Origin of the sequence: Loktanella sp. DJP18, from assembly GCF_049310965.1 — a bacterium.
GTDB lineage: Bacteria > Pseudomonadota > Alphaproteobacteria > Rhodobacterales > Rhodobacteraceae > Loktanella.
Genome location: NZ_JBMERN010000038.1, coordinates 11,292 through 34,928, shown reverse-complemented (window position 1 = coordinate 34,928; position 23,637 = coordinate 11,292). Strand labels below are relative to the sequence as shown.

The 23,637-nt window shown below is 64.3% G+C and carries 21 protein-coding genes and 1 pseudogene; 11 read left to right on the top strand and 11 right to left on the bottom strand.

The annotated features are described in order from the left end of the window. Positions 1-72 precede the first annotated feature (72 nt). From ACOI1H_RS12585 to ACOI1H_RS12570, 4 genes are all read left to right on the top strand, one after another. Complete coding sequence (locus tag ACOI1H_RS12585) at positions 73-1,680, top strand: alpha-glucosidase (protein WP_422437909.1); 1,608 nt, start codon at positions 73-75, stop codon at positions 1,678-1,680. A gap of 105 nt (positions 1,681-1,785) precedes the next feature. Continuing rightward, positions 1,786-2,625, top strand: coding sequence for a helix-turn-helix domain-containing protein (locus tag ACOI1H_RS12580; RefSeq protein WP_422437908.1), 840 nt, complete (start codon positions 1,786-1,788; stop codon positions 2,623-2,625). Positions 2,626-2,733: 108 nt separating this feature from the next. Further along, positions 2,734-3,645, top strand: coding sequence for a deoxyribose-phosphate aldolase (deoC, locus tag ACOI1H_RS12575; protein WP_422437911.1), 912 nt, complete (start codon positions 2,734-2,736; stop codon positions 3,643-3,645). Between the two features lie 47 nt (positions 3,646-3,692). Continuing rightward, positions 3,693-5,999: an aldehyde dehydrogenase family protein gene (locus ACOI1H_RS12570; protein ID WP_422437906.1), complete on the top strand. Its 2,307-nt coding sequence runs from the start codon at positions 3,693-3,695 to the stop codon at positions 5,997-5,999. An 86-nt stretch (positions 6,000-6,085) separates the two neighbouring features. Here ACOI1H_RS12570 and ACOI1H_RS12565 read toward each other — a convergent pair whose 3' ends face one another. The 9 genes and pseudogenes from ACOI1H_RS12565 to ACOI1H_RS12525 all read right to left on the bottom strand — a co-directional run bounded on the left by ACOI1H_RS12565 (position 6,086) and on the right by ACOI1H_RS12525 (position 15,142). Continuing rightward, positions 6,086-6,763 (bottom strand): DUF1523 family protein, encoded by a 678-nt coding sequence (locus ACOI1H_RS12565; RefSeq protein ID WP_422437905.1) that lies wholly within the window; start codon positions 6,761-6,763, stop codon positions 6,086-6,088. Between the two features lie 14 nt (positions 6,764-6,777). Continuing rightward, the gene (locus ACOI1H_RS12560; RefSeq protein ID WP_422437904.1) at positions 6,778-7,044 is read right to left on the bottom strand and encodes a hypothetical protein; all 267 of its coding nucleotides are present in this window, start codon (positions 7,042-7,044) and stop codon (positions 6,778-6,780) included. A gap of 2 nt (positions 7,045-7,046) precedes the next feature. After that, positions 7,047-8,364, bottom strand: a pseudogene (locus tag ACOI1H_RS12555) (DUF6638 family protein). Between the two features lie 10 nt (positions 8,365-8,374). Then, positions 8,375-8,707 carry a hypothetical protein gene (locus ACOI1H_RS12550; RefSeq protein ID WP_422437902.1) on the bottom strand — a complete coding sequence of 111 codons (333 nt, stop codon included), beginning with the start codon at positions 8,705-8,707 and terminating at the stop codon, positions 8,375-8,377. Then, the gene (locus ACOI1H_RS12545; protein ID WP_422437901.1) at positions 8,704-10,641 is read right to left on the bottom strand and encodes an AAA family ATPase; all 1,938 of its coding nucleotides are present in this window, start codon (positions 10,639-10,641) and stop codon (positions 8,704-8,706) included. The genes ACOI1H_RS12550 and ACOI1H_RS12545 overlap by 4 nt, the downstream gene beginning before the upstream one ends. Positions 10,642-10,735: 94 nt before the next feature. Continuing rightward, a complete protein-coding gene (locus ACOI1H_RS12540) occupies positions 10,736-11,857 on the bottom strand; it encodes a hypothetical protein (RefSeq protein WP_422437900.1) in 1,122 nt (373 codons plus the stop codon). Positions 11,858-11,878: 21 nt separating this feature from the next. Continuing rightward, positions 11,879-12,958 (bottom strand): hypothetical protein, encoded by a 1,080-nt coding sequence (locus ACOI1H_RS12535; RefSeq protein WP_422437899.1) that lies wholly within the window; start codon positions 12,956-12,958, stop codon positions 11,879-11,881. A gap of 93 nt (positions 12,959-13,051) precedes the next feature. Further along, positions 13,052-13,852 (bottom strand): L,D-transpeptidase, encoded by an 801-nt coding sequence (locus tag ACOI1H_RS12530; protein WP_422437897.1) that lies wholly within the window; start codon positions 13,850-13,852, stop codon positions 13,052-13,054. Between the two features lie 87 nt (positions 13,853-13,939). Continuing rightward, a complete protein-coding gene (locus ACOI1H_RS12525) occupies positions 13,940-15,142 on the bottom strand; it encodes an aminopeptidase P family protein (protein ID WP_422437896.1) in 1,203 nt (400 codons plus the stop codon). 157 nt (positions 15,143-15,299) lie between these two features. On the opposite strand from ACOI1H_RS12525, the gene ACOI1H_RS12520 reads away from it, so the two are divergent. Genes ACOI1H_RS12520 through ACOI1H_RS12510 form a run of 3 tightly spaced genes read left to right on the top strand, consistent with a single transcriptional unit; the run spans position 15,300 to position 17,472 of the window. Beyond that, complete coding sequence (locus ACOI1H_RS12520; protein ID WP_422437895.1) at positions 15,300-16,043, top strand: glucose 1-dehydrogenase; 744 nt, start codon at positions 15,300-15,302, stop codon at positions 16,041-16,043. Next, positions 16,040-16,510, top strand: coding sequence for a hypothetical protein (locus ACOI1H_RS12515; RefSeq protein WP_422437893.1), 471 nt, complete (start codon positions 16,040-16,042; stop codon positions 16,508-16,510). The genes ACOI1H_RS12520 and ACOI1H_RS12515 overlap by 4 nt, the downstream gene beginning before the upstream one ends. Then, positions 16,507-17,472: a P1 family peptidase gene (locus ACOI1H_RS12510; protein ID WP_422437892.1), complete on the top strand. Its 966-nt coding sequence runs from the start codon at positions 16,507-16,509 to the stop codon at positions 17,470-17,472. Before ACOI1H_RS12515 ends, ACOI1H_RS12510 begins: the two co-directional genes overlap by 4 nt. 55 nt (positions 17,473-17,527) lie before the next feature. Here the strand turns inward: ACOI1H_RS12510 and ACOI1H_RS12505 are convergent, their stop codons facing one another. Beyond that, entirely contained in the window at positions 17,528-18,313 is a 786-nt protein-coding gene (locus ACOI1H_RS12505; RefSeq protein ID WP_422437891.1) for an alpha/beta hydrolase, read from the bottom strand. Between the two features lie 67 nt (positions 18,314-18,380). Here ACOI1H_RS12505 and ACOI1H_RS12500 point away from each other — a divergent pair, with 67 nt between their 5' ends. Beyond that, on the top strand, positions 18,381-19,859 hold the full coding sequence (locus tag ACOI1H_RS12500) for an NAD-dependent succinate-semialdehyde dehydrogenase (RefSeq protein WP_422437889.1): 1,479 nt from the start codon (positions 18,381-18,383) through the stop codon (positions 19,857-19,859). Positions 19,860-19,985: 126 nt separating this feature from the next. Beyond that, positions 19,986-21,086 (top strand): histidine kinase dimerization/phosphoacceptor domain -containing protein, encoded by a 1,101-nt coding sequence (locus tag ACOI1H_RS12495; protein WP_422437888.1) that lies wholly within the window; start codon positions 19,986-19,988, stop codon positions 21,084-21,086. On the opposite strand, the gene ACOI1H_RS12490 is transcribed toward ACOI1H_RS12495, so the two are convergent. Next, positions 21,077-21,676, bottom strand: coding sequence for a DUF1285 domain-containing protein (locus ACOI1H_RS12490; protein ID WP_422437886.1), 600 nt, complete (start codon positions 21,674-21,676; stop codon positions 21,077-21,079). The genes ACOI1H_RS12495 and ACOI1H_RS12490 overlap by 10 nt on opposite strands. 58 nt (positions 21,677-21,734) lie before the next feature. Between ACOI1H_RS12490 and ACOI1H_RS12485 the strand changes: the two genes are divergently transcribed. Further along, positions 21,735-22,739 (top strand): AAA family ATPase, encoded by a 1,005-nt coding sequence (locus ACOI1H_RS12485; RefSeq protein ID WP_422437884.1) that lies wholly within the window; start codon positions 21,735-21,737, stop codon positions 22,737-22,739. Beyond that, positions 22,736-23,608 carry a DUF58 domain-containing protein gene (locus tag ACOI1H_RS12480; RefSeq protein ID WP_422437882.1) on the top strand — a complete coding sequence of 291 codons (873 nt, stop codon included), beginning with the start codon at positions 22,736-22,738 and terminating at the stop codon, positions 23,606-23,608. The genes ACOI1H_RS12485 and ACOI1H_RS12480 overlap by 4 nt, the downstream gene beginning before the upstream one ends. Positions 23,609-23,637 lie beyond the last annotated feature (29 nt).

The following is a 23,637-nucleotide window of genomic DNA, read 5'->3' as shown; positions in this document are numbered from 1 at the left end:
TAGTGGTCCGGGACCGCTTTCACTCTCGCAGCAGGCTGGTAGGCTGGACCCGACAGAGAATGGAGCAACAAGATGCGCGAATGGTGGCGGGATGCGGTGATCTATCAGATCTATCCGCGCTCATTTCAGGACAGCACGGGTGACGGGGTGGGCGACCTTAACGGCATTACCCGGCGGCTCGACTATGTGGCCAGTCTGGGCGTCGACTGCATCTGGCTTTCGCCGATCTTTACAAGCCCGCAGGCCGACATGGGCTACGACGTGTCGGACTATACCGACATCGACCCGCTGTTCGGCTCGCTCGAGGATTTCGACCGGATGCTGGCCAAGGCGCATGACCTCGGGCTGAAGGTGATCACCGATCAGGTGCTGTCGCACACCTCTGACGTTGAAAGCCGCAAGGACCGCACCAATCCGAAGGCGGACTGGTATGTCTGGGCCGATCCCAAGCCCGACGGCAGCCCGACGACCAACTGGCACAGCCACTTCGGCGGACCGGCCTGGGAATTCGACGCCGTGCGGGGCCAGTATTATCTTCACAACTTTCTGGCCCAGCAGCCGGACCTGAACTTCCACAATCCCGATGTGGTCGATGCGATCCTCGAGACCGCCAAATTCTGGCTGGACCGCGGCCTTGACGGCTTCCGGCTCGATACCGTGAACTACTACTTTCACGACAAGAATCTGCGGTCGAACCCGGCGGCAAAAAGCGCCGGGCCACAGGTCATGGCGACGGATCTTTACGGGATGCAGAACAACATCCACAACAAGAACCAGCCGGAAAACATCGCCTTCCTGGAACGGCTGCGCGCCCTGTGCGACCGCTACGACGACATCATGATGGTGGGCGAAGTGGGCGACATGGGGCAGCGGTCCATCGACCTGATGGCCGAATACACCTCTGGCACCAAACGCCTGCACATGGCCTACAGCTTTGCCATGCTTGGCCCTGACTTCAGCCCTGCGCATTTCCGCCGCTGCATCGAAGGGTTCCAGAAGGGCGCGCCGGACGGCCAGCCGGAATGGTCCTTTTCCAATCACGACGTCCCGCGTCACGTCACACGCTGGGGTGCGCACGCTGTGTCGGACGACGCGATGGCCCGCCTCGCCTGCGCCATGCTGATGAGCTTTGAGGGCACTATCGGCATCTATCAGGGCGAGGAGCTGGGCCAGACCGAAACGGTGATGGAGTTCCACGAGTTGACCGACCTGCAGGCCATCCGGTTCTGGCCCGGCATCAAGGGTCGCGACGGTTGCCGCACGCCGATGGTCTGGGACCACACGGCCCCCAGCGCAGGCTTCACGACCGGCACGCCCTGGTTGCCTGTGAAACCGCCGCAGGTCGAAAACGCCGTCGATCTGCAGGAAGGTCAGGCCGGCAGCATCCTGCGCTTCTACCGCGATGTCATCGCCTTCCGCAAAACGAACCCCTGCATGACGCGCGGCAAGACCGCCTGGATCAAGACGCCCGATCCGGTCCTGGCCTTCACCCGCAGTACGGACGACGCTCACCTGACCTGCATCTTCAACTTGTCGACGACGCCGGTCACGTTGAAGCTGACCGGCGCGGTGGACCTGACCGGGCCGCACAGCGGAACGCTGGCCAAAGGCAAGCTGACCCTGCCCGGCAACGGCTTTGCCTTTCTCGACCATAGCGATGCCATCAAGCTGCGGGCCTGAACGGGACGGCGGGCGGGGCGCATTCGCGGGCCCCGCCCGCGAACAGCGCCGATCCGTCGTCACGACAGGCCTGCGCGCCTTGAAAAAACGTGCTAGCTTGATACCATGACCGCTCGCATCCTGCACCACGCCGACATCCTGCCGCCCGGTTCGGTCATCCACCTGACCCGCGCGACCCTGACGACCGCCCGGCCAAAGGCACTGCACGACCACGACTTCGTCGAACTCTTCTGGGTGCAGAACGGCACGGTGCGACACCACCGGCCCGGCGGCATCGAGACACTGAAAGAAGGCGCGCTGGTCCTTCTGCGCCCCGGCCAGACGCATGCCTTGCAAGGCAAGGGAGAGGCGTCCCTCGTCGTCTCCGTTGCCTTGCACCCCGATCTGATCGGCCAGCTTGACGGCCGTGTCCCCGACCTGCCATTCTGGCGGGCCGCAGACGGACCGTCCCGCGCCGACCGCGACATGCGGCAGCTCGCGGCTCTCAATCATGCCGCCAACCTTATGGACCACGGCCCCTTTGACACCCTCGCGGCAGAGGCGTTTCTGCTGCCGCTGCTTGCGGACCTTGCGCGGGCCCGAACCGATCTGCCCGCCGACGCACCGGACTGGCTCCACCGGGCCTGCGCCGCCGCCCAGGACCCAGAGGTCTATCGCGTGGGGGCTGCCGGCTTTGTCGCGCGAACCGGACAAAGCCACCCTCACGCGGCGCGCAGCCTGCAACGCTGGTTGGGGCTGACACCGACCGCCTATATCAACCGGGTCCGCATGGCGCGGGCCGCCAGCGCCCTGACACGCGACAGCGACCCCCTGCCCGTCATCGCAGAGTCCGTCGGCATCGCCAACCTGTCCCATTTCCACAAACTCTTTCGCGCCCATCACGGCATGACCCCGCTGCAATACCGCCAGCAATTCCAACGTGACGTCGTTCAACCCGGCCCTTAATTGACCAATCGGTCAAATTCGTGCCACAAGTCCCCATCGCCCGCCCGAGGAGTGCCGTCCGTGACAATCCCTGACCATCTGCCACGCAACCCGGGCCAGCCGCTGGATATGGACTGGGTGATGCGCACCCAGGCCAACACCTCTGCCATCGAACGCCGGGCCGCGACCCTGCCGGGCCGCCGCAGCGTGAAGAAGGATCATCAGGCTGCGTGGCTTTGCAAGGCGATCAGTTTGATCGACCTGACGACCCTGTCTGGCGACGACAGCGCCGGGCGCGTCCGAAGGCTTTGCGCCAAGGCGCGCCAGCCCGTAGCCCCCGATCTACTGGAGGCCCTCGGCATGACCGGGCTTACCACCGGGGCGGTCTGCGTCTATCACGACATGGTCGCCACCGCAGTCGATGCGCTGAAGGGTTCCGGCATTCCCGTCGCCGCCGTGTCCACCGGGTTTCCCGCCGGCCTGTCGCCCTTCCACCTGCGCATCGCGGAAATCGGCGAGAGCGTCGCCGCAGGTGCTGCGGAAATCGACATCGTCATATCTCGCCGCCACGTCCTGACCGGGAACTGGCAGGCGCTTTACGACGAGATGGCCGAGATGCGCGCCGCCTGCGGCGAGGCTCACGTCAAGGCGATCCTCGCCACCGGCGAACTCGGCACCCTGCGCAACGTCGCAAAGGCGTCGCTGGTCTGCATGATGGCCGGTGCCGATTTCATCAAGACCTCGACCGGCAAGGAATCGGTCAACGCCACCCTGCCCGTCACGCTGACCATGATCCGCGCCATCCGCGATTATCACGACCGCACCGGCATCCACGTCGGCTACAAGCCTGCCGGGGGCATCTCCAAGGCCAAGGATGCGCTGGTCTATCTGTCGATGATCAAGGACGAGCTTGGCGACCGGTGGCTGCAACCGGACCTGTTCCGCTTTGGCGCGTCTTCCCTGCTGGGCGATATCGAGCGGCAGTTGGAACACCACGTCACCGGCAGCTATTCCGCCGGCTGGCGCCACGCGATCGGCTGAGGCCGGTTTTGAGTTTATTCAGCCAGATGAAACTGAAGGGCAGCGCTATGACCGTCAAGGAGATCTTTGAGACCATGGACTACGGCCCCGCCCCCGAAAGCAGCAAGGAGGCGCTAGCCTGGCTGGCGTCCAAGGGTGACTTCGGTCACTTCATCGACGGAGCCTGGACCGCGCCCGGCACGTTGTTCGCGGTGATGAACCCCGCGACCGACACGCTGCTGGCGCAGGTCAGCCAAGGCACGCAGGCCGACGTCGATGCTGCCGTGAAAGCTGCACGCAAAGCGCAACCCGCCTGGGCAAAGGACGGTCACGCCCGCGCGAAAGTGCTTTATGCCATCGCGCGCATCCTGCAGAAACAATCGCGCCTGTTTGCCGTGCTCGAGACGCTGGACAACGGCAAACCGATCCGCGAATCCCGCGACATCGACGTGCCGCAGGCCATCCGGCATTTCTATTACCACGCCGGAATGGCGCAGATCATGGAGTCCGAGTTGCCAGACCGGCAGGCATTGGGCGTCTGCGGTCAGGTGATCCCGTGGAACTTCCCCTTGCTGATGCTGGCGTGGAAGATCGCGCCTGCCCTGGCGATGGGCAACACGGTCGTCCTGAAACCAGCCGAATGGACTCCGCTGACTGCCTTGTTGTTCGCGGACATCTGCAATCAGGCGGGCGTGCCGCCGGGCGTCGTGAACATCGTCACCGGCGACGGAGAGGTGGGCGAGATGATCGTTACCGCAGACGTGGACAAGGTTGCCTTCACCGGCTCCACCGCCGTTGGCCGCCGCATCCGCGAGCTAACCGCCGGGACCGGCAAGGCGCTAAGCCTCGAATTGGGCGGAAAGGGTCCGTATATCGTGTTCGAGGACGCGGACATCGATTCTGCCGTCGAAGGTCTTGTCGACGCGATCTGGTTCAACCAAGGGCAGGTCTGTTGCGCGGGGTCGCGTCTGCTGGTGCAGGAAGGCATTGCGGATGCGTTCTACGCCAAGCTGAAATCCCGGATGGACGGCCTGCGCATCGGCGACCCGCTGGACAAGTGCATCGACATCGGCGCCATCGTCCACCCGCGCCAGCGCGCCCGCATTGCCGACATGCTGGCCGCCCACCCCGAAGGCGAGACCTATCAGACCGCCGCCCCCGACGGCTGCTTCTACCCGCCGACACTGATCACCGGTCTGTCCGCTGCGTCACCGCTGATGCAGCAGGAGATCTTTGGCCCGGTGCTGGTCGCCACGACCTTCCGCACGCCGTCGGAAGCGGTCGAGATTGCCAATTCGACGCGCTACGGGCTGGCCGCCTCGGTCTGGTCGGAAAACATCAATCTGGCGCTGGACGTTGCACCGAAACTGGTTGCTGGCATCGTCTGGGTGAACGGCACGAACATGATGGACGCCGCGGCGGGTTTCGGCGGCGTGCGCGAAAGCGGCTTTGGCCGTGAAGGCGGCTGGGAAGGGCTTAGGGGCTACACGAAGCCCCTCAATTCTGCACCTGCACCGAAGTCCGTGGCCGCATTTACGGGCGAAGGCGGTGGCACGGGACTGGATCGCACTGCCAAGCTTTACATCGGCGGCAAGCAGGCCCGACCCGACGGCGGCTATTCGCGCGGCGTCTACGGACCCAAGGGCGCTTTGCTGGGTCACGTCAGCCTTGCCAACCGCAAGGACCTGCGCAACGCGGTCGAGGCGTGCAATGCCGCGAAGGGCTGGGGCACCTCCACCGGCCACCTGCGCGCGCAGATTCTGTATTATCTGGCCGAGAACCTGTCCGCCCGCGCTGCAGAATTCGCGGACCGGCTGCGTGACCTGACCGGCAAGGACTGCGCGGCAGAGGTCGCCGCCAGCATCGATCGCCTGTTCAGCGCAGCCGCCTGGGCCGACAAGTATGACGGTCAGGTTCACGGCGTCCCGATCCGTGGCGTCGCGCTCGCGATGAAGGAACCGGTCGGCACCATCGGCATCCTGTGTCCCGATGACGCGCCCTTGCTGGGCCTTGTCAGCCTGATGGCTCCGGCCATCGCGATGGGTAACCGGGTGATCCTTGCCGCCTCGCAAGCGTTCCCGCTGATCGCGACGGATTTCTATCAAGTGCTGGACACTTCGGACGTACCCGGTGGCTTGGTCAATATCCTGACCGGCGACCATGCCGACCTTGCGGACCCGATGGCGCGGCACATGGACATCGACGCGGTCTGGTCGCTGGGCGATCCTGCGCTGACAAAGGGAATCGAAACCGCCGCCGCCGGCAACCTCAAGCGGACGTGGTGCGGATCGCTGGACTGGGGCCGGGACAACACCAAGGCGATCCTGCCACACGCGACAGAGATCAAGAACATCTGGATTCCCTACGGGGCCTGATCCCTTTCATCTGGCCAGATAAACTCCGGGGGGAGGGCGGCATGCCGACCGGGGGGCTGGCCCCCCTGATTCTTCGCGAATGGTCGCTACCGGCGATCTTTAGGCTTCCAGCTGTCGAACCAGAGGCGCATCCTCGAACGGCGTGCGTCCATCCGGGCCTCTGCAATGTCCATCCGGTCGCCGGCGGCGTCCATCGCCGGATCGATCATGCGTTCGCGGAACTGGAACCACATCGCGCGGACCGTGCCGATGGCAAAGATCAGGAAGATGAAGAATACGATGTTGAACCACGGAATGATCGTTGCATTGGGGCCGACCACCGGCTTGATCGCAACCGCATTGGGATAGATCGACGCCCAGCGGATGCGCCAGCCATAATGCGTCAGGCTATACCAGCCATCCGTGCGCGCACTGGCAGCAGCCTCTGCCTGCAGGTCCGAACTGTCAAATTTGAAGTAGGGCGGCCAGATCCAGCCGGTATCCTCGTTGCGGTAGACCATGACCTCGGATGCATCGCGCTTTATGAACCCCAGCAGAAAGGTCTTCTGCTTCTGCGTGTTGATCAGCCGCAGGTCGCGGGTCGGCTGGTTCGCGTTGCCGGTATCGGCCTGGGCATAGAAGATGCGGTTGTAGGCGCTGAAATCCGTCCGGATCACCTCGGTCGAGGTGATGCGCACCACGTCATGCTGCGGCAGCACATAATGCAGCAGCAGGCCCAGCAGCAGGATCGGCAACAGCCGGAACAGGAACCCCAAAGTGCGCATGACAGCCCCTCCGCCTAATTGGTATTGATCACATAGATGATGACGCTGCAGACCGCCACCGGCACGACATAGACAAGCACCAGAAGCTTTGGCCGCAGGCTGCTGCGATAGGCCGCCATGCCGGTCGCCACATAGGCCTCGCGCGTCTGCCCCGGCACCGGGTCGGCGTCGTACGTCTTTTCCAGCCTCTCACGCCGGAGGGACGCGGAATAGAGCGACAGCGACAGGTAGATGATGGTCAGTCCGATCAGGCCGAAGACGATGAGCTTGATGAACGCCATGCCTAACCCCAGGGTCCGCGCCGGGTGGGCATGGGTGGCGGACTGCTCACCGGCTCCGGTGCTGCACCGAACAGCGTTTCCCGTGTGCCAGCCTTGTCGGCCATATAGTCGCGCGCCAGCAGCTCTGCCACAAAGTCGCGCTTTGCATCGGGCCAGGTCGCATAGGCCGCATAGAACGCCTGTTTGTGGCAGATGAAGAGTTGCCGGGCGTCCAGCGGCGACAACTCTGACAGAAGCATGTTCACGAGGTCGGCTTGCTGTCCGGGGCGAGCCCGCAGCGTATAGAAATACCCTGCGTCGTCACTCGTTATGCGCGGCCAGGGTGCACCCGTCCTCGGCCCAGCGGACAAGGCTGGCAAGCGTGTGCCAGGCGGCGGGCAAGGCATCCGCGTGTCGCCGTGCCATCTGGCGCATGTCGCGCGCCGTGACCTGCGCTAAATCTTCGCCGGCGGCAGAGGCCGTGGTGGCGACCATGAAATCCATCTTCTGCTGCAGGATTGCGGCGACGCGGGGGCTTTTCGCCTGCGCCACCGGCTCTACCAGATCGTTCAGCTTCAGGAATGTCGCGATATCGCCCCGCGCATCGGCCCTGATGACGGGAGAGACCGGCACATCCCCCAACGCGGTATTACCCATCGCGATCACCGCCGGGTGCGGCACGCTGCGAAACACATAAAGGCCACCGAACAGCGAGGTCCAGAAATCCGGCGTCTCATATGTCATCTTCGCCAGTCGCACCGGGTTGCGCGTCACGTCGCCGGTCTTTTGCGCCAGCCCGATCATCTGCGCGATCAGGATGTCGTCATGCCAGCCGTCGGGCCGGGTCATGAACTGGTCGATCTTCGCGCCCAGCGCCTCGGCAGTTGCGATCGTCCCGGCGGTCGTGTCCGCCTCGATCGTGATGCGGCGAATGTCGAAAAGGCGCGCTGCGGTATCGGCGCTGTGGACAGAGTTCAGCAATTCCCCTGCCACCGCGTCCTGCGCCGTCAGCGTGAACAGCGCCGCGCGGTTGTCACTGATGAATTGCCGCAGGATCGTCCGGCTGTGCGAGAATGTGGCGTTCAGCAGCGGAGCCGTCATCTGGTCGGTGGACAGCAGGATGAACTGCCGGTTCACGCCGCGCGGGTTCAGGTAAAGGTCGTCGCCCAGCTCCTCCCCGATTTCGGGGCTGAAGCCGGAAATGTCGATGTGGAATTCCGTCAGCGCCGTCTGCTGGCCCGTCAGCACCTTCAGCGCGCGGTTGTAGCGGTCGATCAGGGGCGGGCTGTCGACGCGGAACAGGTTGCCGAACATCAGGCCCTTGGCGATCAAGCGATGCATGTCGCGCCCCCTACCATGTCGCCCGCGTCCATGTGCGCGGCAGGCCCATCAGCGCGATGCACATCATCGGTGCCCAGATGATCGCGGCACTTGATCCCAGACGGCCGAAATGGGCGATGTTGCCGGTGATGCCCTGATCGGCCAGCCGCCCCAGCGTGACCCCCGCCGACCAGTAGCTGATGACGAAGAACAGGCCCGTCAGCGCCGTCAGCGCCAGTGCGGACAGGATCGCATTGGCGAAAAGTGCGGGGATGCCTTCCGGCAGGACCATCGACCACAGCTTTGGCATCAGCCAGCCCAGCAGGCCAAGCCCAAGGGCTGGCAGGATCAAGCCGACGGTCATGCGCCAAGACCCTTTGCGTAGCGGCGTCGCGCCTCTTCCATCCGGGTCATGTCGCGGACGGCGTTGGCGATGGCGATCTCGTCGGATTTGTCCGCATATCGGAATTCGCTGTCGGCGTAGCGATTGATTTCCTGCAAGACCATATCGGTCGTGATCGGTTGGCGCAGGTCGCGGATCATGGCGGACTTGGTGTCATAGTCACGGCGCAGGAATAGGTCCGGGTTCTCCATCCACTCATCCGGCAGTTCGAAATCCATCGCCCGCACCTTCACCGCGTCGGTGATGTTCTTGATCGCACGGCCTGTGAAACGCTCATCCGCTTCCTGAATGGCCTTCAGATATGTGCCCAGCTTGGCAAGCGTGTCCAGATCGCCATGCTGGGCCTGCACCCTTTCGAACACGCGCAAAAGACCCTCCTCGTGCGGGCGGGTGTGGCTGGCGTAACTGGCGGCGACGGCTTTCTGGATCGCCTGTGCCGCGAACAGATCGTGGTTGCCCAGCGGGATGTCGTGGTTCTTGCCCATCAGCAGCGTCAGGATGTCGATGTAGTCGTCCCGGCTTTGCGGACCGTCCACCAGAAACCGGGCACCGGCCCGCTGGCGCAGGGCGTCATCGACGTTTTCGGGGTAGTTCGAAAACATGCCAAATGTGCAGTTGCCGCGCACGACCGTGTTGGCCCCGGCGAAACTCTCCATCAGGACCGCCGTGATTTCGAGCTGGCCAGCGCTGGACTTGCGATCGCCGCGTTTGCCCGCAAGCTGGTCGATATCGTCGATGGTGCCGAAGCCGATGACGGCGGGGTCAATGATGTTGGTGATGAAGGCCTTGGCGTTCTGACCCGACTTGCCCTGATAGCTGTCGATATTGTCCGTGCTCAGGTTCTGGTAGCGAAAGGGATAGCCCGCGTTTTCGCAGTAGCCTGCGATCAGCCCAGCCATCATCTGGATCAGCGTCGTCTTGCCGGTCCCCGGCTTGCCGTCGCCCATGAAGGTGAAGATGAAACCGCCAAGGTCCGCAAACGGGTTCATCCGACGATCGAAGTCATAGGCCATCAGCATCTTGGACAGTCGCAGCGCCTGCGCCTTGGCGATATGGTTGCCGACGACCTCTTCCGGGGTCTTGAAGGCCATCGTCAGCGTCGTGCTCTTGCGTGCATGGGGGGCGGCAAAGCCCTGCACGGTAAAATCGTCGGCTGCGACGTGCCATGTCGCTTGCGTAAATGCGTCCAGTCCCGGCATCGTCGCCGCCCGCGCCGCGACCTTTTCCGCCAGCGCATCGCAGAACGCGATGACGGTCGCCGTCAGCGTGGCGTCATCCTGCGCCAGTACCGCGATGTCCTGATCTAGTTCCCACAGCGCGCCGTTCAGCGCGAGAGGGGCGTTGTCCGTCAGCACCTCCTCGACCTCTGACAGGTCCACCGTGGCGGTGCCGGCCTGATCGGCAAGCAGCGACTTGGTCGCCGAGGCGAAGACGAACAGCGTCACCAAGGCCTCTGCCTCGACCAGTTGCACAAAGTCCGCGCGCCGGTCGTCGGACAGTGTGCCGTCAAGGCTCGCGCGCTTCAACGCCACCAGCCCGGTGCGGTCGGCGACCTGATCGGCAATGGCCATCGCGATGGCCAGCCCGCGCCGCAGCGCCTGCGTCACCTGCGCCTGCACCGGCGTCACGAGGTCGCCGCGGGCCACAGCCGCGATCCGCGACCGCAAGGCCACGCCGTCGCTGGTCACCGTCCGCCGCGTCACCAGCCCCGGCGTCGTGCTGCGGAACGCCCTCCGCGCGCCGATGCCGGGCGACCGTTCCTCGATCTGGGGTGCGACAAGTCCCATTGCCAGGCGCGGCGCGTGATCCAGTCGGTCGAGCAACGCCAGCGCCGCCGCATAGTGGGTGCGAATGTCAGTTTCCCGCAGTTCCATCCGGTTGCCGGTCTCACTCATGTCGTTTTCCGCTTCATCTGACCGGACAAGCATCTGTCTTGGCGATCTGGCGTAGCCAGATGCACCTGAGAGCCATTTGTGGTCGCAATCCGCATCACCGATAACCCCTGACGCGCCCGTCGCCGCCCACGACGAACTTGCGCACGTCATCGAACCCCGCAGGCCGCCGTTCCGCCAGCGCCTGATAAGGACGCGCGGGCATGATGATCGACCGGTCCATCCGGGACAGGCCGCGGTCCTGCGCGGTCGCATCAAAGGGATCGCGCGCAAAAATCTGGCGCTCAACCGATCCGAACCAGCCGGATTTCACGGTCTCGACCCGTTCGGCTTGCAAGTCCTCTTCGGTCCAGGCCAGCGCCCAATCGTCGCCTTCCGGGCTTTGCGCCACGTCCAGAACCTCGCGCAGGGGACCGGTTTGCTGGGTGTAGGCGCTGGAATACATTGGCCCGACGTGAAACCGGCGCAGGCGCACCGGATGCAGGTCGTCGAAATCCGCGTCGAATCCGGTGGCGATGGTCATCAATTTCAACCCGCCTAGGGATTGCGCCGTCAGATGCGACTGCACCAGCGGCCAGCGACGGTCGTCCTTTGGCAGGCCGACACGGCCCGAATCCTCGACATCCATCAGATACAGCGTCGGCAGATTCACCTGACTGTCGTAAACCGCCCAATGCACCAGAAAATGCCGGCGCTTGTCCCGGTCCGACAGGAACACGGCCTGCGGGTCGTTGCGCGCCCAGAACTGGCCGCCCTTCGCCAACTCTTCGTAATAGAGCCTTTGCGACAAGGCAAATTGCAGCTTTGTCGGGATGCTCAGGTCGCCGACGATCTGGCGGACCATCTGGGTCTTCAGGTCATCGGCAGTCGGCATCCCCGCCAGATGCGACCGCGCCTGAAGCGCGTCGTTCGCCATCTCCAGAAGCTCCTGATAGACAGGAAAGCCGCTTTCGACGCGGTCGATGGTCAGCTGCCCCGCATGGGACGCCCGCCCGGCAAAGTGATACTTGTGCGCCAGCGCGGTAAAGGTGTGGTTCAACCCGACAAGATAGCCGGTCAGCGCCGCGATGTCGGGCTTGGACAGCCGCCCTTCGGCATGCATCGTCGCGGCGACCTGCCCCAGGTGCCGCGTGATCCGGGCGAACTTGCCGAAATAGCGCCGGGTGATCCGGGTGTCTTCCAGACGGAAGTGGTCGAGGGCGAGGTCCGTGTCCACCATCAGTCCCGTCCACCCGACCGTTTACTCGGTCCCATACTGGTTGCTGTCGTGCTTCTCGACGATCTTCGCGAACCGCCGCATGAAGCGTTCGTCCGCCTTCGCCTTCTGCTCCAGCACCTCGCGCGCGAAGACCATGTGGTCGCCGTGCGCTTCCAGCATGTCGGCCATCCGGCTGTTGGTCGCTGCACCGATGGCGGCCATTGCGGTCTGCGCCTCCTGATCCGTCTTTACGCCGATCTCGTTGATACGGTGGGCGACGTCCTGCTGCTGCGCGGTCTTCAATGACTTCGACAGAGCGTCATAAAGGACGACGCGCTGCTTGGTGTCGGTCTGCAACTTGTTGATCAGCACCATCTGCGTCGCCGCCTGATTCTGAAGGCTGTCGATCCAGGTCTTGCCCTTCTCGATATAGCGTTCCAGCGTCTGACTTTGCGCCAGCTGCACCTGTTCGGCCTGCACCAGTTCGTTGTAGCGGGTGTTCAGCGCGGCAAGCTCGCTTTCCAGCTTCGTGCGCTCTCCCGCGTCCTGTTCGACGCTGATCCGGTTTTCCAGCGTGATGATCGCCGGGTCCATCCCCTGAACCTCGGCGCGGACACGCTCCAGTTCGGCCACAGCGACCTCACGGTCGGTCAGAGTGGCGGTCAGGTTGCCTTCGACGCGGGCCTTCTGGTCGTTCAGCATCTCAAGCTGACCTTGCAACAGCCGCGTGATGACGTCGGATTTGGAAATCAGGTCCTGCAACTTGTCGTCGACGCTGGCCTGACGCATCCTCTCTTCGCGCATCGAATCCGACTTGGCGCGGGAAAAGAAGCCGATGAGCTTCTCGGACGTGGTCTTTGACCGCATCTCCTCGAAGTCCTTCGAGAATCCGGCGGTCACGTCGTCCAGACCCATGATCAGTTCGGCGATGTTCGCGTTCATCAGGTCGGTATGCGCGTGAACGTCGTCAAGCGTGGCATTCTCGATGTCGATGCTGACGTCCGTGCCGGTCGCCATCTTCTGGCGGGCGACCTCGATCCTGCTGGTCAGTTCGGAAATCTTGCCCTGCGCGGCAGCGACCTGCTGCTGGCTATCTTCGATCTGCTGGTCGAACGTGCTCATCGCGGTCCCTCACATGAATTGGGTCGTGACCGAGATAAGCGGTCACGCGATCTTTACCAAGCCTCGCGTGACGATTTTCCGACCGGCCGGTGGTCAGATCTGGGCAAGCTGCGACAGATCAGGCTCTCGGTCGTTGGAGATTGCCTCCTGCCCAAGCAGTTCCTCGGGGCTGATGATCTTCGGTGGCAGCTCTACACCCCGGTTGAAATTCTCCGGGTCGACACGCAGCGATTCAGCCTCTGACCGGATGTTGATGGTCATCGGCAACGAGACATTGTTGTAAAGATGTATGATGTCCTGATTGAACAACCGGATGCAGCCGGCGGAGCCGGAGTTGCCGATGCTTTCCAGATCGTTGGTACCGTGGACGCGGTAGTATGTGTCCCGCCCATTCCGGTAGATGTACAATGCGCGCGCGCCCAATGGGCTGCGCAGGCCACCCGGGACGCCGCTACGGAATCCGCCATAGACCTCTGGCTCTGTCCGCAGCATGTTCGCGGTAGGCGTCCAGCCTGGCCATGCCTTCTTGTCCTGTATGGTCGCAAGGCCCGACAACGTGCGCCCTTGCCGGCCGACGCCAATCGGGTAACGCGTGGCGGTGCCGTCGTATCTGACGTGGTACAGGAACTTCGCATAGGGATCGACGTCGATCGACCCGGCGGGGGCCTCGCCGGTGTAAAGCCCTTCCATCCGGCGGTTGATGCCTTGGGTGTATTGCAGCGGGATCGCCGGCAGGTCGTAGCCCGCATCCTGCAGGGGCGCGTATTCAGGCAGCCAGTTCACCTGCGGTTCGATCGGGGCCGATTCAGGCACACGCGGCGCGCAGGCGGCAGCGGACGAGGCAATAAGCATTGCGCCGAAAGACCGGCGCGACAGAACGGAGGACAAGGTCATGGGGCAGCACCAATTATCAGAGTTGGTCTGTAATTAGCAGACACGGTCGGAATGGCAATGAATTGCCGCCGCAGGCAGGTTTTCGTGTCAGATAATCACATTGTGGTCAGCGCCGAAGGGAAATCCGGTGATGTCCTCGTTCCCGTCCTCGGTGATGAAAAGGATGTCATGCTCCCGGTAGCCACCCGCCCCCGGCTGACCGTGGGGGATCGTCAGCATCGGCTCCATGCTGATGACCATGCCGGGTTCCAGGACCGTGTCGATGTCCTCGCGCAGCTCCAGCACGGCCTCTCGGCCATAGTAGTGCGACAGCACGCCGAAAGAGTGACCATAGCCGAAGGTCCGGTATTGCAGCATCTGACGTTCGGCCAGAAAGGTGTTGATCCGGCGCGTCACCTCGGCGCAGGACACGCCGGGCTTCAGCAGGCTGATGCCAAGTTCATGCGCCGCGACGTTCACCTCCCACACGCGGCGGGATGCGTCGTCGACCTCGCCCACGAACAGGGTGCGTTCCAGCGCGGTGTAATAGCCGCTGATCATCGGAAAGGTGTTCAGGGACAGGATGTCACCCTGTTGCAGCCTGCGCGCCGTGACGGGGTTGTGGGCGCCGTCGGTGTTGATGCCCGATTGAAACCAGACCCAGGTGTCGCGGTATTCCGCATCGGGAAAGCGTTTTGCGATCTCCAGCTCCATCGCGTCGCGGCCCGCCATGGCAACGTCGATCTCTCGCACGCCGATCCGGATGGTGTCGCGGATCGCATGGCCGCCGATGTCGGCGACCGCGGCCCCTTGCCGGATCAAATCAAGCTCTGCTGGGCTTTTGTGCATGCGCTGGGTCATCGTCAGGGGTGCCATGTCGACGACCTGCGACGGCGAAAGAAACGCCAAAAGCTTGCCTTGCTGCACCAACGTCAGGTGATCGCCTTCAATCCCGATGACGCCACGGGTGCCGGTCACCGACAAGATCGCCCGCCAGTAGTTGTCGCGCTGCCAGTCCGTATAGGTGACGTTGTCGCCGTGACACCGTCGCCATGGCTGGCCCGCGTCGATGCCTGCGCTGATCGTGACGCTGTCCGTCGGTGTGACTACTAGTCCGTAGGGACGGCCGAAGTTGCAATAGAGAAACCCGCTGTAATAGGCGATGTTGTGCATCGAGGTCAGCACACAGGCTTCCACCCCGGCATCGGCCATGAGGCGGCGCAGACCTGTCAGCCGCATCTCGTACTCCGACGCGGCGAAAGGCAGGACGCGGTCGCCCTGATGAAAGCGGTAATATTCCGGACGTTCCATGGTTCAGACCCCTGTGACACGGGGCCTGTCGCGACCCCGAAAGGTCCCGGCGTTCAGGACGGTCGCGCTCATGTCGTGGCGACGCCATCGCCACACGCAACGCTCACGTTACGCCAAACCGCTTGCAAGGCAAGACCCGCCGCGCCAGTCTGACCGCATGAGTGCTTTGCAGGGCAAGACGGCGATCGTGACGGGCGGCGGTTCGGGCTTTGGGGCCGGAATCGCGCGGGCATTCGCCGCTGCCGGGGCGCGCGTGCTGGTGGCTGACATCAACGGCGATGCCGCCCGGGCCGTCGCGGCCGAGGTGGGCGCCTGCGATGCAACCTGCGACGTGTCGGACAACGCCTCGGTCGGGCAACTGGCCTATGTCGCGGCCGACCTGCTGGGTGACGTCGACATCTTCGTGAACAACGCCGGCATCACCCACCTGCCCGCCCCGATGGAGGATGTGACCGAGGTCGATTTCGACCGCGTCCTTGCCGTGAACGTCAAGTCCGTCTACTTGACGGCGCGCCATTTCGTGCCCGCGATGAAGGCGCGCCGCAGCGGTGCGATCCTGAACATCGCCTCGACCGCTGGGGTGTCACCGCGACCCAACCTGAACTGGTACAACGCATCCAAGGGCTGGATGATCACGGCGACCAAGGGGATGGCCATCGAGCTGGCACCCCACGGCATCCGCGTGAACGCCCTGAACCCCGTCGCCGAGGAGACGCCGCTGCTGGCCAGTTTCATGGGGGGCGACACCCCGGACCTGCGGGCGAAATTCCTGTCCACCATCCCGCTGGGCCGATTTTCGACACCCGCAGATCTTGGTGCCGCCGCAACCTTTCTGTGCAGCGACGCCGCCGGTCTGATCACCGGCACCGCATTGGAGATCGACGGAGGCCGCTGCATATGAACCTGACCACCCTGCTGAACCGCCTGATGCGTTACATCGCGCGGCGGGGGCTGCGCGACGCGGCCAAATTGATCCCGTCGGAAAACACCATGCTGGACCAGCCGCAAGCACCCGTGCACCTTGATCCGGAACATCTGCAACTGCATCTTTTCAGCGCAAACTTTCCCTCGCAGGCCGAGGCGGACGCCTTCTGCACCGCCCCGCGCGGCACCGATCAGCCCAGCCGGCTGACGCAGGAACTTGACGGTGCCTTCATCGACGAGGCCGAAGTCGAGGTCGTTCATGGCGACATCCAGTCGCGCCTGCTGGAATTTCTGTCAGGTGATGAGGTCGACGACGTCCTGCTGCGTCTGGCTGGCGACGACACGCTGATTATCATCACCGAGAATGCGTTCCACGACCTGCCCTACACGCTGGATGACACGGCGCATCTGACGTACCTCGGCCACATCGTCGTCCCCGTGTGACCCTGCGCAACCGCATCACCGACGTGCCGGGCCTCTTGGTCGGTCACGCACACGATACAGGAATCAAATCGGGCGTGACCGTGTTGACCGCCGACGCACCATTCACCTGCGGCGTTAGCGTCATGGGCGGCGCACCCGGCACACGCGAAACCGATCTGCTTGCGCCTGACAAGCTGGTGGAACAGGTCGACGCCCTGGTGCTGTCCGGGGGATCTGCCCTCGGCCTCGATGCCGCGTCGGGCGTGGCAAACGCACTGCGCGCGCAGGGGCGCGGGTTCGCGGTGGGGACACAGCGCGTGCCGATCGTGCCCGCCGCGATCCTGTTCGACCTGCTGAACGGCGGTGACAAGTCCTGGTCTATGAATCCCTATGCCGCATTTGGGGCTGCGGCTCTCGCCGCGGCGGGCGACCCTGCCGACCTGGGGACGGTGGGTGCGGGCTACGGTGCCACGACAGCGACGCTGAAGGGCGGCCTCGGGCAGGCGTCCTGCATGCTGCCGGGCGGCGTAATCGTCGGCGCGCTTGTCGCCGTCAATGCTTTGGGCTCTGCGACGGTCGGTGACGGTCCTCATTTCTGGGCCGCCCCCTTCGAGTGCGATGGAGAGTGCGGCAACCTTGGACCCGCCGCCAGCGCCCCGCAAGGCCGGCCCGCCATGAAAGGCGACGTCCGCAACACGACCATCGGCATCGTCGCGACGAACGCGCACCTGACTCAAGCGCAGTGCACCCGCCTTGCCACCGCCGCGCACGACGGTTTCGCCCGCGCGCTGGTGCCTAGCCACACGCCATACGATGGCGACCTGATCTTTGCCGTCAGCCACGGCGACGCGCCTTGCGGCAACCTCGCGTGGCTCGGCCACGCCGCCGCGACATGCATGGCCCGCGCCATTGCGCGCGGCATATATCACGCGACGCCGGACCCGACCGACATCCAGCCAACCTATCGCCAGCGCTTTACCTGACTCCCTTCTTCTGGTCAGAAATATCCCGGGAAGTCTGAGGTGCAGCGCCCCTCAGTCAGCGCCCGCGCTGACCGACCACGGCAGCGGTCAGGTCTGACCCCGCCTCTTCCAGACCCGCGATGATGTCGAAGTGATGCCGCCCGGGCCGCACCACGACCTCGCAGCCCCATGCCGCCCCCAACCAGCGCGCCTCATCCAGAAACGCTGGCCGTTCCGCCCCGCCGACCCAGACGGTGACGGGCACCGATGGCACGGGCTGGTGGATCGGGCTTTCGGCACGTGCCGTTGCCTGATCCAGCCCGAAATCCGCATTCATGCTGGTTCTCAGGAACGGCTCCAGATCGGCAAGCGGAGAGATTGGGACGACCCCCGCCACCCGCGTCAGCCACTGACCGGCAATGTCAGGGTCAAGCATCCGCGCCACCAGATGCCCGCCCGCCGAATGTCCTGTCAGGCGCAGGGGACCGGGGTAGCGGGCAGCAATCACACCGACAGCCGCCGCGATCTGCTGCGTGATCTGCGGAATCGTCACGTCCGGGCACAGGTCGTAGTCCACCATCGCCACCCGCCAGCCGCGCGCCAATGGCCCGGCGGCCAGATGGGTCCACAGGTCCTTGTCGGTGCTGCGCCAGTAACCGCCATGGACGAAAACCACCGTGCCCTGCGCCGCGCCCTCTGGTGCGAACAGATCGAACACTTCGCGCGGGCGATCACCGTAGGGCTGGTTCAGCGTCCCCTGCACCGCCGCGCGAAAGGCCGCAGCCTTGGCCGCCCAGATCGCCGCGAACCCGTCGCCGCCCGGAATGTGCGGCCCGTTGGCATAGGCGTCATCCAGTTCCATCCTGTTTCCCTTTCACGCGGCAACACTATATGCCTGCCGCAACCTACCGCGAATTTCGGAGACCGCCATGCTTGACCAGACCACCGACCTCGCCAGCCAACTCAAACGCCCGGACCTGCTGTGCCAGCAGGCATTCCTGGCCGGGGAATGGGTCGACGCCGCGTCCGGCAAGACCATCGACGTGGTGAACCCCGCCCGTGGCGACGTCATCGCGACAGTGCCGGACTTGAGCCGCGAAGAGATCCGCGAAGCCATCGCCATAGCCGACAAGACCCGCAAGGCCTGGGCCGCGCAGACCGGCAAGGCCCGCGCGCAGGTGATGCGCAGGTGGTTCGACCTGATGATGGAACATCAGGAGGATCTTGCGATCATCATGACTGCGGAACAGGGCAAGCCCCTGACCGAAAGCCGGGGCGAGATCGCCTATGGTGCCGGTTTCATCGAATGGTTCGGCGAAGAGGCAAAGCGCATCTACGGCGAGACGATCCCCGGCCACGGCGCAGACAAGCGCATCACCGTCATCAAGCAGCCCATCGGCGTCGCCGCCGCGATCACGCCCTGGAACTTTCCCAACGCCATGATCGCCCGCAAGGTCGCCCCCGCGCTGGCCGTCGGCTGTGGTTTCGTCGTGCGGCCCGCGTCGCTGACGCCGCTGTCCGCGCTGGCGATGGGCAAGCTGGCCGAAGAGGCCGGTGTCCCGAAGGGCGTGTTTTCGGTGGTGACGTCGTCCTCCTCCTCAGAGGTCGGCAAGGAGTTCTGCGAAAACCCGATCGTGCGCAAACTGACCTTTACCGGCAGCACCGAAGTCGGGCGCATCCTGCTGAAACAGGCCGCCGATCAGGTGATGAAATGCAGCATGGAGCTGGGCGGCAATGCGCCGTTCATCGTCTTTGACGACGCCGACATCGACGCCGCCGTCGAAGGGGCCATCGCCTGCAAGTTCCGCAACAACGGCCAGACCTGCGTCTGCGCCAACCGCATCTATGTGCAAAAGGGCGTCTACGACGAATTTTCGCAGAAGCTGAAGGTCGCGGTCGAGAATCTGGTCGTCGGTGACGGCCTGACCAAGGGCACGGACCTTGGCCCTCTGATCGAACCCTCTGCCAAGGAAAAGGTGAAGGAACATCTGGTCGACGCGCTGGCGAAAGGTGGCAAGCTGCTGACCGGCGGCGCGGAACACGCGCTGGGCGGTCAGTTCTTTCAGCCGACCATCGTGACCCATGCCACGCAGGACATGATGGTCGCGACCGAGGAAACCTTTGGGCCCTTTGCGCCCCTGTTCATGTTCGAGGACGAGGACGAGGTCATCGCGATGGCCAACGACACGATCTTCGGTCTGGCCAGCTATTTCTATGCCCGCGACCTGTCCCGCGTCTACAAGGTGCAGGAAGCGCTGGAATACGGCATCGTCGGCGTCAACACCGGCATCATCAGCACCGAAGTCGCCCCCTTCGGCGGCGTCAAGCAGTCCGGCCTTGGCCGCGAAGGCAGCCATCACGGCACCGACGACTACCTGGAGATGAAATACATCTGTACCAGCATCTGACGCAAAGGGGCCGGTCGGATGACCGGCCCGTCTTCGCTCAACCCGAAATAATTCGGGTCGGACCCTTGCCTTGCACGATGTCTCAGTCGACTAATCGGGCCTCATAGCGATTTAATTGGATGCCCGATGCGCGCACCCCTGCACCCGTTCGAAACAGAGCGTCTGAAGACCCTCGCCGACTACGACATGATGAATGCCCCGGCAGAGTCCGAATTCGACGATATCGCCAAGCTTGCCGCGGCGATCTGTGAAGCGCGTTATGCGCTTGTCACGCTGATCGACGAACACCACCAGCACTTTCTGGCGGCCGAAGGCACGGTCCTGACCGGGAACACGCGTGATCTGGCCATCTGCTCGCACGCGCTGCTTCAGGATGACCTGATGGAAATTCCCGATACGCGGCTTGACCTGCGGACGGCGGACAATCACGCCATCGTCGCGGGCCTTGGCATCCACTTCTATGCCGGCGTCCAGTTGTCTGCCCCGAACGGCCAGCCAATCGGCACCCTTTGCGTGATGGACGACAAGCCGCGCATGTTGACGCCCCTGCAACGCCAGACGCTGCGCACGCTGGGCCGGCAGGTCATGACACAGCTTGAACTGCGCCGCACCCTTTGCAATCAGGACATCCTGCGTGGCGAAATGGATCACCGTGTCAAGAACTCGCTTCAGACCGTCCAGTCGCTGCTGCGCCTTTACGCCAGCCGGATCACGGACGAGGCGGCGCTGTCGGCCTTTGCCGCCGTCGAACGCCGGGTCGCCGCCATCGTGGCGCTGCACCGCGAGCTGCATAATTCCAGCAGTGTCGCATCAGTAAACATGCGGCCTTTCATGGACGGCGTGCTGAAACACCTTGCCGCCACCTGCCCCGACAATCTGCGCATCACCTCCGACATCGCCGCTTTCGAACTCGCCTCGACCGAGGCGACGGCACTCGCGGTGGTCGCATCGGAATGTGTCGCGAACGCAATCAAGCACGCCTTTCCCGATGATCGCGCGGGAAAGGTCCACGTCACGCTGGCGTTTACCCCGAAGGGCGATGTGCGGATGATCTGCCGTGACAACGGCGTGGGGGCAGCCCAAGACGAGGCGATGCGCGATCCGCTGACCTCGCTTGGCCTGCGGATCATGGATGCCTCCGCCCACCAGATCGGCGCCAAGATGGAACGCCGCAGCGCACCGGACGGCTATGCGGTCGAGATGACGTTCAGACCCGTTCAGCCCTGACCGGGCAGGTCCGCCGCCGGAATGATCGGAAAGAACGACGCCCCGGACCGCACGCCGAACCAGACTTCTCCGTCGATGGTCTCTTCCCCGCCAAGGTCCACCAGCCGATAAAAGCTCTTGCGGTCGATCAGCGCCTCCAGCCGGTCGCGGATCAGGACATAGGGCGCGGGCTCTCCGGTTTCTGCGTCACGGTCCACCCGGATCGGATGATCGGCGTCGGCCGTCACGGTGTCGCCGACGTTCGTCTCGAACACCAGATCGTCGCCGCTGCGCCGGAAATCCACCGCGACAAAGGGCGCGTCATCCACCGTGATCCCGACCTTCTCGCCCGGCGTGACAAGCACGTAGTCGTCACCGTCGCGGCGCAGGATGGTAGAAAAGAGCCTGACCAGCGCGGGCCGCCCGATGGGGGTGCCCTGATAGAACCACGTCCCGTCCCGCGCAATGCGCATGTCGATGTCGCCGCAATGCGGCGGATTCCATAGATGAACCGGTGGCATCCCCTTGCCGGTCTGCGCCTGACGCGCGGCGCTCGCAAGGCCGTCCGCATCGGGGGTCACGTTCTTTTGTGCGTCTGTTGCTTTTGCCATTGGGGCCAACCGGAATAAATGCTGCTATGCCAGACATAGAGTTTCAGGGAGCATTGTCATGTCCGACACCGACGATCTGGTCGCAAAGATCGAAACGCTTGGGTTGAAACTGGGTCAGGCCCGGACCTCCATCGCCAGCCGCTTCATCGGGCAGGACCGTGTCGTGGACCTGACGCTGACGTCGCTGGTCTGCGGCGGCCATGCGGTGTTGATCGGCCTGCCGGGTCTAGGCAAGACGCGGCTGGTGGACACGTTGTCGACTGTCATGGGCCTGCATGGCAACCGCATCCAGTTCACGCCAGACCTGATGCCCGCCGACATTCTCGGGTCCGAGGTGCTGGACAGCATGGCTGACGGCACCCGGCAGTTCCGCTTTGTCGAAGGCCCGATCTTCTGCCAGCTTCTGATGGCGGACGAGATCAACCGTGCGTCCCCCCGCACGCAATCCGCCCTGTTGCAGGCGATGCAGGAAAAGGAAGTCACCATTGCAGGCCAGCATCGCCCGCTAGGCCGCCCCTTCCACGTCCTCGCCACGCAAAACCCGATCGAGCAGGAAGGCACCTATCCTCTGCCAGAGGCGCAGCTTGACCGTTTCCTCGTGCAGATCGACGTTCCCTACCCCGACCGCGCGACGGAACGTGACATCCTCATCGCCACCACAGGCGCAGAAGAAGCGCGGTCGACCGCCGTCTTCACCGCCGACGAACTGCTGGACGCACAGTTGCTGCTGCGCCGGATGCCCGTCGGCGACGCCATCGTGGAGATGATCCTCGACCTCGTGCGTGCTTGCCGACCCGACGCAGATGCACCCGCTGCCGTCCGCAACGCCGTCAGCTGGGGACCCGGCCCGCGCGCCGCACAGGCCTTGATGCTGTGTGTCCGCGCACAGGCGCTGCTGGAAGGCCGGCTCGCCCCCACGCCCGACGACGTGCGCACCATGGCAGGCCCGGTGTTGAAGCACCGCATGGCGCTATCCTTTGCCGCCCGCGCGCGGGGCGAAGATCTTGACGCCCTGATCGACCAGATCGCCGCCGACGCGACCCGGACCGCCCGCGCCGCATGACCGATGCCCTGTCCCTCCGCGCGGCGGCCGAACAGCAGGCCAGTGCGCTGCCGCCGCTGCTTGCGGCGGCAGAACATCTGGCCAGCACCGTGATCCTTGGCGACCACGGGCGCAGGCGGGCGGGCACTGGCGACACCTTCTGGCAATACCGCCCGGCGCAGACCACCGACCATGCGCGCAGCATCGACTGGCGCCGATCGGCCCGGTCCGACGCGAGTTTCGTGCAGGACAAGGAATGGCAGATCGCGCAATCCGTCGTCCTTTGGGTCGACCGGGGGGCTTCCATGCGCTTTGCCTCGACCGACAAGTTGCCGCAGAAGGCGGCCGTCGCCCGCACGGTGGCGCTGGCCTGTGCAATCCTGCTGATCCGGGGTGGCGAGCGTGTCGGCATGACCGGCAGCGATCTGCCGCCGCGGCGTGGTACCGCTCAGATCGCCCAGATGGCGGCTCTTCTGGCACAGGACGATGCCGCCGATTATGCCTTGCCGCAGGCGCGTGGCCTCGTGCCACACTCCCGCGCCGTCTTCGTGTCCGACTTCCTGGGCGACATCGCCCCGGTCGAGGAGGCGCTGACCCGTGCCGCCGACCGCGGCGTGCGCGGTGCGCTGGTGCAGATCCTCGACCCGCAGGAAGAGGCGTTTCCCTTCGATGGCCGCACGGTCTTCGAATCCATGTCCGGCACCCTGCGGCACGAGACGCTGAAGGCGGGCGATTTGCGCACGCGCTACCTCGACCGCATGGCACAGCGCAAGGACCGGCTGACAGCGCTTGCCCGTACGACCGGCTGGCAGTTCAGCACGCATCACACCGACACCCCGGCCACGCAATCGTTGCTTTGGCTTTATCAATCCCTCGCCCAGCCCGCATGATTGCCGCCGACCAGTCTCGTCTTCGTCTG